This is a genomic window from Novosphingobium sp. P6W (genome assembly GCF_000876675.2).
In the GTDB taxonomy this organism is placed as follows: domain Bacteria; phylum Pseudomonadota; class Alphaproteobacteria; order Sphingomonadales; family Sphingomonadaceae; genus Novosphingobium.
Window position 1 is genome coordinate 629854 of record NZ_CP030353.1, and the last position, 11272, is coordinate 641125.

Here is an 11272-nt window from a genome sequence, read left to right on the forward strand (position 1 = left end):
GGGATATTCCCGAAGGCTCACTTCATTCACTTCTGCATCTAAGATTACTTCACCCTCCGAAGCACATTGTCGTGCTTGGCATTTGCCTGTTTGTGATTGCTGCTGTGCAATACCATAAGGATACTGCGAGTTATTGCAACCTCTCGAAGCCACGAAGGTTCCCAATGGCGGCGCCAAGCAGGTGTAATTCTTCTATCTTGGAAGCATCTTGCACCTTGGCGCAATCCCGCAGGAAAGCTAGCTCTCGCGCATGGATACCGACCTCACGCCGGCCACGCTTTCGGCCTTAAGAAAAATTCTCGACGCGGCCGAGCTGGAGAACCGCAAAATGGCCGCTGCGACCGGCCTGAGCCCGTCGCAGGCGCTCGTGCTGCGCCAGATCGGCGCGCATAACGGCATTACCCCGGGCGCTGTCGCCACCGCGCTGCGTTTCGGACAGGCCACGATCACCAACATCGTCGACAAGCTGGTCGACGCCGGGCTTGTCACCCGCGCCCGCAGCGATAACGACAAGCGTCAGATCCTTGTTCAGGCCACCCCCGAAGGCTTGCTGCGCCTGGCCGACCTGCCGTTTCCATTGCAGATGCGCTTCACGCGCGGCTTCGGGGAGATGGCACGGTGGGAACAGGCGATGATGCTGGCAGCGCTAGAGAAACTGGGCGACCTGATCTCCGCCGATGACAGTCTCTAGGTGATTGATCGGGCTGGAAAGAAGCCAGGTCCGTCGCGGGAGCGCCGAGACGCGCGCGCGACGCTACCCCGCGCGCAGAGCAGCTACGCACTCATGACAATGTGACCAATGCCGTCCTAGACCGATTGGCGCGCTTGCTACCAAGACGTCGCCCGCACCGCGGACGCGCCTTGGTCAAACCGTTTAGCTGAATTCCGCTGACCCAGCGCCAGGTAATTCAGTCCAGGAAGGTACGCATGGTGCGCGAGCGGCTCGGGTGCTTGAGTTTCCTCAGCGCCTTGGCCTCGATCTGGCGGATACGTTCGCGGGTCACCGAGAACTGCTGGCCGACTTCCTCAAGCGTGTGATCGGTGTTCATACCGATGCCGAAGCGCATGCGCAACACGCGCTCTTCTCGCGGGGTCAGGCTGGCCAGTGTGCGAGTGATCATTTCCTTCAGGTTTGATTCGATCGCGGCATCCACCGGGATAACCGCATTCGAATCCTGAATGAAGTCTCCAAGATGGCTGTCTTCCTCGTCGCCGACCGGCGTTTCGAGAGAGATCGGCTCCTTGGCGATTTTCAGAACCCGCTTCACCTTTTCGAGCGGCATCGACAGACGCTCGGCCATTTCCTCGGGCGTGGGCTCGCGGCCATGATCGTGGAGGAACCGGCGATTGGTGCGGACCAGCTTGTTGATCGTCTCGATCATGTGGACCGGAATACGAATCGTGCGGGCCTGATCGGCGATCGATCGAGTGATCGCCTGCCTGATCCACCAGGTCGCATAAGTCGAGAACTTGTAGCCGCGGCGATACTCGAACTTGTCGACGGCCTTCATCAGACCGATGTTGCCCTCCTGGATGAGATCCAGGAACTGCAGGCCGCGGTTCATGTACTTCTTGGCGATCGAGATCACCAGGCGCAGGTTGGCCTCGACCATTTCCTTCTTGGCGATGCGCGCCTCGCGCTCCGCCTTCTGGACCATGTTCACGATGCGGCGGAACTCAGGCAGTGCCATGCCGGTAGCGGCGGCAATGTCCGAGACCTCGAGGCGGATACGCTCGGCCGGATCGGCTTCGGCGGCTGCGAAAGCCGCCCACTTCTTGTCCTTCTTCGCGACTTCATCGAGCCAGGTGTCGTCCAGTTCGCGGCCGACGTAGGTTTCGAGGAAGTCTGCGCGCTTTACCTTGTGACGCTCTACCAGGCGGAGCATCTGGCCGCCCAGCGTGGTGAGGCGGCGGTTGAAGGCGTAGAGGTTGTCGACGAGATATTCGATCTTCGCCGCGTGGAACTTCACCGATTCGACCTGCGCGGTGAGGTCTTCGCGCAGCTGCTGGTACTGTTCTTCCCTGGCAACCGGGAAATCGATGCCCAGCGCCAGCGCGTCGAGGCGATCGGACTGAAGGCGCTCGAAAGTGCGGAACAGTTCGGTGATGAGCAGAAACTTCTCAAGCGCTTCAGGCTTGAGGGCAGCTTCCATCTGCGCAAGGCTGATGGTGTTGCCTTCTTCCTCGTCCTCGACTTCGCGCTTGGGGATCGGGTTGCCGTCCTCGTCGACATCGTTGGCGGATTCCTCCTCAACGTCGTCGTCGTCCTTGAACGAAGGGCCAGCCGTCTTTTCGCTGATCTCGCCGTCGTCTTCGCCGTCCTCGTTCAGGCTTTCGGGAGCCGGCTCCTTGGTCAGCATGGCATCGAGATCGAGGATCTCGCGCAGCTGCATTTCACCGGCGTTCAGTGCCTCGGACCACTGGATGATGGCGTGAAAGGTCAGCGGGCTCTCGCACAGGCCCTGGATCATCATGTCCCGGCCAGCTTCGATGCGCTTCGCAATCGCCGCTTCACCGGCGCGGCTGAGCATTTCCACTGCGCCCATCTCGCGCAAGTACATGCGCACCGGGTCGTCGGTACGGCCGAGGCTTTCCGCTTTTTTGCTATCGGGCACGCGGCGCTGGGAGATCTCGCTGTCGTCGCCAGCATCGTCCTCCGATTCGCGGTCGTCTTCGTTCTGCGAATCGGCCTGCGAATCGCCTTCGTCGCCTTCATCGTCGTTTTCGACGATCTTGACGCCCATCTCCGAGATCGCGGACATAACGTCCTCGATCTGGTCGGTGGTCATCTGATCCTGAGGCAAGGCAGCGTTCAGTTCGCCGACGGTTATCGTCCCGCGGCGCTTTGCGCGGGCGATAAACTGCGCAACCGAGCCCCTGTTACCGTCAATAAGCGGTGCGTCGAAATCCGCAGCGTCGTCGTTTTTGCTCATACGTATGCCGTTGTCTCATGTGCGCAGCCCATGACGGTCGCTTCGCCAGGACAAAAATTGAATCTGACGGCGCCCTTGCCCGACATAGCCTGCAAATTCCAGCGATCTCTCTGCATAATGCGATTGGAACTCCTGCTGACCTCGATCGCGCAGCAGAAAAGCATGCCGAGCTTCGCAATCCTGAGGCCGAATTGGTAAAAATAGGGTGCCGGATTGCAATTACTAGGCAGGCGCCGTGCAAGCCCTGGTTCAGTTCGGAGGCGCCATAGCGACCGGAAGCCGGCTAGTACGCTGTTCGGCTTCGAGGGGGAGACTGTTGTCGAGGGGAGCAGCATCGAAAAGGGCCCTGGCCCATGGCCGTGGATCACCCGGTGATAGTCTGGCTGCGCGTGCCCGCGACTCGGGGATCGCGCCGCCTGCCGAATTTTCCCGAGATTAAGCCGAGATGAAGATTATGCCTTCTCAGAGCCCCGCACGCCACATTGAAAATCTTTTGAGGCGATTTTGTCTGGCACTGCTGGGCGTTGCAGCGCTGCTTTTTATCGCCTCGATCCAGCCTCCGGCAAGGGCCTGATCTTACCGCCAGCGGCCTTGAATCAGGCTCTTAGCGGCAAGCGTTACCCAGTTGCCGGCACTTCTCCGGTTTGCAAATCGCCCTCAGATGGCGAATGCGATCGGTCACCAACGCGATCTAAGGTTGATCTTGACACTTTTTCAGGCATGGTTGTTCTGCAAGAGTGTATTGGCTTTTTTCAGCTACCTCTTCTTGTGTCCGGCGTGCTGCGGCCACGCGCACGGATTGCTAGTGTGAGCCGCAGCGAAGGTACGTTCTGAGTCATGGGTTTTGATAGAGGCAATCGCGGCAGGGGCCGCGACAAGTGGGATCGCTTTGGAGACGGCGATTCCAATTCGTTCGGCGGAGGACAGGACCGGTTCGGCGGCGGTGATCGATTCGGCGGCGGCGGTGATCGATTCGGCGGCGGCGGCGACCAGCGTGGCGGCGGCGGCTTCGGCGGCGGACGTAGCGGAGGCGGATTTGGTGGCGGCGCTCCCCGTGGTGGCGGCGCACCGTCGACAGTGGTCGGTCAGGGCCGCGGTATCGTCAAGTTCTTCAATTCGGACAAGGGCTTCGGCTTCATTCAGCCTGAGAGCGGCAGCGAAGACATCTTCGTTCACATCAGTGCTGTGCAGCGTGCCGGGCTTGATGGCTTGGCTGAAGGCCAGCAGCTGGAGTATCAGCTTGTCGATCGGGGCGGTAAGGTTTCTGCCTCCGACCTTTCGGTCGTCGGCGATGTGATCGCTGTCGCCAAGCGGGAAGCGCCTGCCCAGCAGCAGCGTGAACTGACGGGCGAAAAGGCCACCGGCACGGTCAAGTTCTTCAATTCCATGAAGGGTTTCGGTTTCATCAACCGCGATGACGGCCAGCCTGACGCATTCGTGCACATCAGCGCCGTTGAGCGTGCTGGTCTCCAGGGTTTGAACGAAGGCGACAAGCTCGAGTTCGAGATCGAGGTTGATCGCCGGGGCAAGAGTTCCGCCGTCAATCTGGTCCTGCGTTAAACTAGTGTGAAGCGACCGAGCGACGCCAGTTGCTCGGTCGCTTAATGCCCATTGCGGCTTTAAGCCCTGCGTCATGACTCTCGGACGCCGTCATGCTGATAAGCATGACGCTTCGATTAGCACGAAGGCGACACGGCAGACCTAGTTTGTGGCGCTGCGCCGCAGATGGTTAGTCCCGCGCTGAACGATGATGCCACCTTCGAGAAGGTTGGCTAGCGGTCGTCCTCAGGCTCCAGCGCTGTTTCCCCTTTGATAACGCCTCCATAATCGATGGAGTTCGTCCGGCGCATTAGGCTTTGCTTGTCGGGCAACATGTCCACGACGCGGATAAGCGCACCACCGTCCAAGGTGGTGCCAGCGGGGTGAGAGCGCCCTTCGGTGCTGTCTTTGTTGTCCGTTGGGGCGTTAGCGTCGGTCCGGTTCGTTAGAAATGCAGCGCCGCCGGTCGTGGCCGGTGACGACACACTGCACCGGTGGAAATGCCGAATCCGAAAGAATTTCGGAATTCCTGCTGACGGGCAGCAACGTGATTCAAGAGCGGAGCTGCATTTGCGGGCTCTCGTTCGGCGGCTATCACGCGCCGCATATCATCGCTAACGAACCGCACTGTGCTCTATGATACGGGCCAATCACGTCCGGGGCCAATGCCGGCGTTGCGGTAGCAGCGAGCCGATGTCCCGATCTGTTTCTGAAAAAACCGGCTGAAATAGGCCGGGTCCGCGAAACCGACGGAAAAGCCGATCTGCGCTATAGACAGGTTGGAGTAGAGCAGTGCCCGGCGGGCTTCCAGCAGGGTCCGCTGGTCCAGCAGCTCGCTGGGCGAACGCCCCGCAACTTTGGCGCAGGCCGCGCGCAAGGCGGTCTGGCTGATACCCAAGGCCCTGGCATATTCGGAGATCGGCTCGCGCAGGCGGAACCTTCGCTCGATCCTGTCACGCAGGCGGGCGACCGTGGAGACCTGTGCGCCCGAGCCAGCCGGGGCCTGGGACGCGGCGCTGAGATGGCGCAGAGCGATCACCAGCAGCGACAGAATCGCGGAATTCACCGCCGCGCGATGTCCCGGCGCGCCCCAGCCCAGTTCCTGCATCAACCCTTCGATCCCGTGCCGCGCCCGGTCCATCTCTGCAACCTCAATGCTGAAAGCGACCGGCCTCTCGAACAGTGCCGCAAGATCATCATCCCCCCGGAATAGTTCCACGGCATAGCTGTTGGCGATCGTGACAACGAAGCCTTCCGTGTCCTCAAGCCAGTCGAAGCCATGGACCGTGGTCGCCGGCACGAGAAGGAAACAGGGAGACGAGAACCGGATCAGCGCGCCATCCGCCTTCATCGCGCCGCCCCCGGACATGATGACGAAGATATGACTAAGCTCTTCGTGAGTGTGCGGTTGAATTGTCCATTCACTGGGCCGTGAGCGGTCGTCCAGCGCTTCGACATGGACAAAGTCCCGGTGGACCAGCCTGTGCGCTTCACCGTAAAGGTAGAAGGAGGGAACGTGTTGCCGGGGCATGCAGGCATCTTCGTTTATCCTGTCAATTCGTCCAAGTTTTTTGTCGTTGCGGCCATCGCCACGATCGCCACCGCAGCTAAAAATGGCGCAGAAGCAGGCGACTTGGCCGATCTGCGGGACGAGAGGATCATTGTGCGCACCAGCGTAGCCATCATCGGCGCCGGCCCTGCCGGCATGTTTCTCGCACATCTGCTGGCCAGGTCCGGCATCGACGCCGTCGTGCTGGAACGGCGTGACCGGGCCTATGTCGAAGGACGCGTCCGAGCCGGTGTTCTGGAACAAGTGACTACCGACTTCATGCGTGATCTGGGGCTCGCCGAGCGGCTCGACCGCGAGGGGCTGGTGCATGCCGGCACCCAGATCTCGCTCGACGGCGAGCTGTTCCGGATCGACATGGTCGCGCTGACGGGCGGCAGCGCGGTGACCGTCTACGGCCAGCAGGAGGTGATGCACGACCTTTTCGAAGCCGCGCCGGCACGCGGTGTCCAGATCGTGTGGAACGCCCAGGACGTCGTCCTGGAAGGACTGGATACCGACGCCCCGGTCGTAAGCTGGCGGCAGGACGGGGAGCCGCGCGAACTGCGCTGCGACTTCGTGGCGGGGTGCGACGGCTATCACGGTGTCAGCCGCGCCAGCATCCCGGGCGACGTCCTGCGCACGTTCGAGCGCGTCTACCCGTTCGGATGGCTGGGCATCCTGGCCGAGGTCCCGCCGGCGAACCACGAACTGATCTACGCCAACCACGAACGTGGCTTCGCGCTCGCCTCGATGCGTTCGCCTACGCGCAGCCGCTACTACATCCAATGCGGACTGGACGAGGACGTGAAGGACTGGCCGGATGAGCGTTTCTGGGACGAACTGTGCCTGCGCCTCGGCTCCGAGGCGGCGACCAGAATAACCCGTGGCCCCAGCTTCGAGAAATCCATTGCGCCGCTACGCTCCTTCGTGTCGGAGCCAATGCGCTGGGGCCGCCTGTTTTTGGCCGGAGATGCAGCGCACATCGTGCCGCCCACCGGCGCCAAGGGCATGAACCTTGCGGTATCGGATGTAATGTTTCTGGGCGAAGCGCTGGTCGAACACTATCGTGGCGGCAGCGCCGCAGGCCTCGATACCTATTCTTCTCGCGCCCTCGCCCGGGTGTGGAAGGCCGAGCGGTTTTCCTGGTGGTTTACCTCGATCACACACCGCTTCCCCGAAATGGACGGCTTCGCCCGCCGCATCCAGACGGCAGAGATCGAATATATCCGGGGCTCGCAAGCCGCGCAGCGCGTGCTGGCGGAGAATTACGTTGGCCTGCCATTATAGAGCATATGATAAGCAGAAAATCCGCCCCGATGTCGATTATCTCAAGATGCGGCGAAGGAATACATGACCAATCTGGCCGAACAGGATCGGTCGCGCATCTAGCGCCTCTATACACGGGCGTGTATTTGTGAACAGAACTGCGGAGCGATAGCCTTTCCGGCGCAGGGCCGAGGAGGAAAAACTGCCGGACTTTTTTGCCGGCTCAAGTTCTTGACGCTCTGAAGTCTAGGCCGATTCATCAATCGGCCTGTCTTATTTTGCAGTGCAGTGTGAAACTGAATCGTCACGAATGACTTGAACAGTGGAAATCATCCCTTGTTCAAGGTCAGCCCATGGTACGCCTGCCGTTCTTCCAAGACCTTGAGTTCGGGAGCGAGGTCGCGGATATCCACTCCATCTTCGACGCCCGTGCTGCGAAACCCCGAAAACGCATACGCATCGCGTTGATCGGGAACTTTGCACCTCGCAAATGCGGCATCGCGACATTCACCACCGATGTGGTCGAGAAACTTGCTGAATTTCATCCGGAAATCTCAGTCGACGTCCACGCGCTGGACGATCCGGAATGCCCCCTGCCTTACGAGAATATTGCAAGCACCATCGCGCGAAACGATCCCGAGGATTACGCGCGCGCCGCCCGCCGGATCAACGAGGACGCGGTGGACGTGGTCTGGCTCCAGCACGAGTACGGCATTTTCGGCGGACCTGACGGCGAGATGGTGGTCGAATTCGTCGATCGGCTGGCGGCCCCTCTGGTGCTGACCCTTCACACGGTGCTGGGCGAACCTTCCGAGCGTCAGCGCAGCATCCTGCGACACCTTGTGACCCGCGCCTCTCGGATCATGGTGATGTCGCATCACTCGCGTGACCTTCTGGTGAGCACTTACGGCGCACCCGGTGATATTCTGGAAGTCATCGACCACGGCGCGCCGGACCGGCCGTTCGGCCGCCAGGATGAGTTCAAGGCGAAGCTGGGTCTATCCGGTCGCAAGGTGCTGATGACATTCGGCCTTCTTGGACCGGGCAAGGGCCTTGAACACGCCATCCGTTCGCTCCCGGCAATCGCGGTGCGCCATCCGGAGGTGCTGTATCGTATCGTCGGCGCGACTCACCCGAACCTCGTCGCCGAGGAAGGCGAGGCCTATCGTGAACAGCTCATGGTGCTGGCTGCAAGTCTTGGAGTTGTTGACCATATCGCGTGGGACAACCGCTTTCTCGACACGCCGGAGCTGCTTGACCAGTTGGAAGCCTGCGACATCTATCTCACGCCTTATCCAGGGCTGGAGCAATCGGCATCCGGTACGCTGAGCTATGCCGTGGCGCTGGGCAAGGCGGTTGTATCGACGCCCTATGTCCATGCGCGCGAACTTCTTGCCCAGGACGTTGGCCGACTGATCCCGCCACGTTCCAGCGAGGCCATCGCCGAAGCCGTCAATTCCCTGCTCGACGCGCCCGAGGCAATGGCCGCCATGCAGCGGCGCGCCTATGGTCGCGGGCGCGCGACGATCTGGCCGCGCTTTGCCGACGCCTCCGCGCGCCTCGTCGCCCAAGCGGCGGCGCGCAAGCGCACCACGCCGCCGGTCACCGCCATGCCAAGTTTGGCGGCGGTGCTGGCGATGAGCGACGCGACCGGCATGCTCCAGCATTCGATCGGTGTCGTTCCTGACCGGCGTCATGGCTATTGCCTTGACGACAATGCCCGTGCGCTCATGCTGATGAACCTCGTGCAGGGGCTGTCTACGGCCGAACGGATGAAGTGGACGCTGGCCTACGCAGCCTTCGTGCAATCCGCCTGGAATCCCGACCTTGGACGTTTTCGTAATTTCATGCGGTTCGACCGCAGCTGGTGCGAGGACGAGGGGTCCGAGGATTCGAATGGCCGCGCGGTATGGGCGCTGGGCGAGACATATGCGCGCGCGGGCGATGCCGGCGTAGCGGAATGGGCGCTTCATCTTTACGAGGACGTGACCAGATCCATGGCAACGCTGGGGTCGCCCAGGGCCATCGCCTTTGCCATGCTTGGGGCCTGTGCCGTCCTGCGCCGCGATCCGGGGCATCAGGCCTCACGCGAGACGGCATCGCGGGGCGGCGAAATCCTCATGCGCCTGCTGGGCGCTGGACGACGGCCCGACTGGGCATGGTTCGAAGCCGTATTGGGCTATGACAACCCGCGCCTGCCACAAGCGCTGATCGAGGCCGGCACCCTGCTGTCCCAGGAGCAATGGACCGGCGCTGGCTTGGAAACGCTGGAATGGATATGCGCGCAGCAGGTGTCGGCCAAGCGCCAGTTCCGTCCGATCGGTTCGGAAAGCTTCCATATGGAGCACAGCTATCTCCCCTTTGACCAGCAGCCCCTGGAAGCCCAGGCGGCGATCGAGGCTGCGGGGTCTGCTTTGCGCGCCACCGGCAATCCGTTCTGGCACGAACATGCAATGACCGCATGGCGCTGGTTCTTCGGGGACAATGACCGGGGAGTGGTTCTTGCGGATGTCGCGACGGGCCGTTGCCGGGACGGCGTCACCCCTCGCGGTGCCAACGCCAATTGCGGGGCTGAATCGTTACTGGCCTTTCAGTTGTCGTATTATGCGCTTATGGAGATGCTTCCTCTGTCTGCCCCCCTTTCGCGAGAAGGAGGAATGCTTGAACCGGCCTGAGAACGTTTGGTCTGATCCGCTTCGTATCTTCGAGACGCGGCTGCATGCCGATCCAGCGCGCGTAGTAATTCGCCCCTTTCACCTCGGCTGGCAGGCGAAGAACGCGCCCGGCGGCCGGGCGTTGGCATTGGTGCAGGACATCACCGCGCTTACCGAACAACGCGCCGCGCTGGAGTATGAGCGCGTCCTGCGCGACTTCAAGGAGCGTCACTGGCATACCGAGAAGATCTTCGCCTGCCGCTTCGATGAGGTGGCGAACAATCTGGGCCTTGAACCTGCGCAGTTCTCGCAGACGAAGCAGCGGCTGATCGGCTCGTACTTCTGCCACGAATACACCTTCGCTGCTGCGGCGCTCATGAATCCGTCGATCGTGCCTTCGCCCGACCAGTCGGGACTGGATGGTCGCTGCGTGCGCTTCATCATGAGCCTGCGTGCCGTTGGCGAAGGCCATATCAGTTCGATCGCCTTTCGCGAGGGCATCGCCGAATGCAACGGCGACTTCCAGCTCTGGCCGCAGGCCGCCTTCGCGACATCGGTGGAACTGGACGAGGAAGACCAGGTCGATGCCGATTGCTCGGTATCGGTACACCGCCATTCGGAATCGAGCCTGTCCAACACGGTAATCTTTCCCATCACCGAACAGCAGCGCGGCGGCCTGGAGGATTTGCGTCTGGTGCGCTTCGACCACGGCGGCGGGGATTTCGAGTGGATCGGCACCTACACTGCCTATTCCGGCAGTTCGATCCGTTCGGAACTGCTGCGTACTCGTGATTTCCAGCAGTTCGATCTCGAACCGATCCGAGGTGCGGCGGGGCGCAACAAGGGCATGGCACTGTTCCCCGAGAAGATCGGCGGGCGCTTCGCCATGGTCGGACGGCAGGACGGCAAAAACCTGTTCCTGCTTAAATCAGATACGATTGACACCTGGGACGATGAAGGCGTCCTGCTGATGGAGCCCAAATACCCTTGGGAATTCATCCAGATCGGCAATTGCGGCAGTCCGATCCCAGTCGACGAAGGCTGGCTTATGTTCACGCACGGGGTGGGTGCCATGCGCAAATACGCCCTTGGCTGCGCGCTGCTCGACCGCGACGATCCCAGCAAGGTGCTTGCCCGTACACCGGAGCCGGTGCTGACGGCGGAGAATGCGGACCGCTCTGGCTACGTGCCCAACGTCATCTACACTTGCGGCGCGCTCAAGGTCGAGGATAGGCTGCTGATCCCTTACGGCATATCCGACAGCACGGTAGGATTTGCGACCTGCACCATCGATGCGCTTCTTGCGATGATGGAGTAACGGGGCCTTCGAT

Annotated in this window: 7 protein-coding genes; 5 read left to right on the forward strand and 2 right to left on the reverse strand. The window is 61.4% G+C overall.

What is annotated here, in order from left to right:
• The first annotated feature begins 250 nt into the window (after window positions 1–250).
• Window positions 251–691, forward strand: a complete 441-nt coding sequence (locus TQ38_RS19250) for a MarR family winged helix-turn-helix transcriptional regulator (RefSeq protein ID WP_043975736.1) — start codon at window positions 251–253, stop codon at window positions 689–691.
• Between the two features lie 217 nt (window positions 692–908).
• Here TQ38_RS19250 and rpoD read toward each other — a convergent pair whose 3' ends face one another.
• Window positions 909–2933 carry an RNA polymerase sigma factor RpoD gene (gene rpoD, locus TQ38_RS19255; RefSeq protein WP_043975739.1) on the reverse strand — a complete coding sequence of 675 codons (2025 nt, stop codon included), beginning with the start codon at window positions 2931–2933 and terminating at the stop codon, window positions 909–911.
• 837 nt (window positions 2934–3770) lie between these two features.
• On the opposite strand from rpoD, the gene TQ38_RS31395 reads away from it, so the two are divergent.
• A complete protein-coding gene (locus TQ38_RS31395) occupies window positions 3771–4493 on the forward strand; it encodes a cold-shock protein (protein ID WP_043975741.1) in 723 nt (240 codons plus the stop codon).
• A 613-nt stretch (window positions 4494–5106) separates the two neighbouring features.
• Here the strand turns inward: TQ38_RS31395 and TQ38_RS19270 are convergent.
• Window positions 5107–6003, reverse strand: coding sequence for a helix-turn-helix domain-containing protein (locus TQ38_RS19270; protein ID WP_043975743.1), 897 nt, complete (start codon window positions 6001–6003; stop codon window positions 5107–5109).
• Between the two features lie 132 nt (window positions 6004–6135).
• On the opposite strand from TQ38_RS19270, the gene pobA reads away from it, so the two are divergent.
• The 3 genes from pobA (at window position 6136) to TQ38_RS19285 (ending at window position 11259) form a co-directional block, all read left to right on the forward strand.
• A complete protein-coding gene (gene pobA, locus TQ38_RS19275) occupies window positions 6136–7308 on the forward strand; it encodes a 4-hydroxybenzoate 3-monooxygenase (RefSeq protein ID WP_043975849.1) in 1173 nt (390 codons plus the stop codon).
• A 332-nt stretch (window positions 7309–7640) separates the two neighbouring features.
• The gene (locus TQ38_RS19280; protein ID WP_082057699.1) at window positions 7641–9962 is read left to right on the forward strand and encodes a glycosyltransferase family 4 protein; all 2322 of its coding nucleotides are present in this window, start codon (window positions 7641–7643) and stop codon (window positions 9960–9962) included.
• On the forward strand, window positions 9949–11259 hold the full coding sequence (locus TQ38_RS19285; RefSeq protein ID WP_043975745.1) for a glycoside hydrolase family 130 protein: 1311 nt from the start codon (window positions 9949–9951) through the stop codon (window positions 11257–11259). The genes TQ38_RS19280 and TQ38_RS19285 overlap by 14 nt, the downstream gene beginning before the upstream one ends.
• Window positions 11260–11272: the final 13 nt, after the last annotated feature.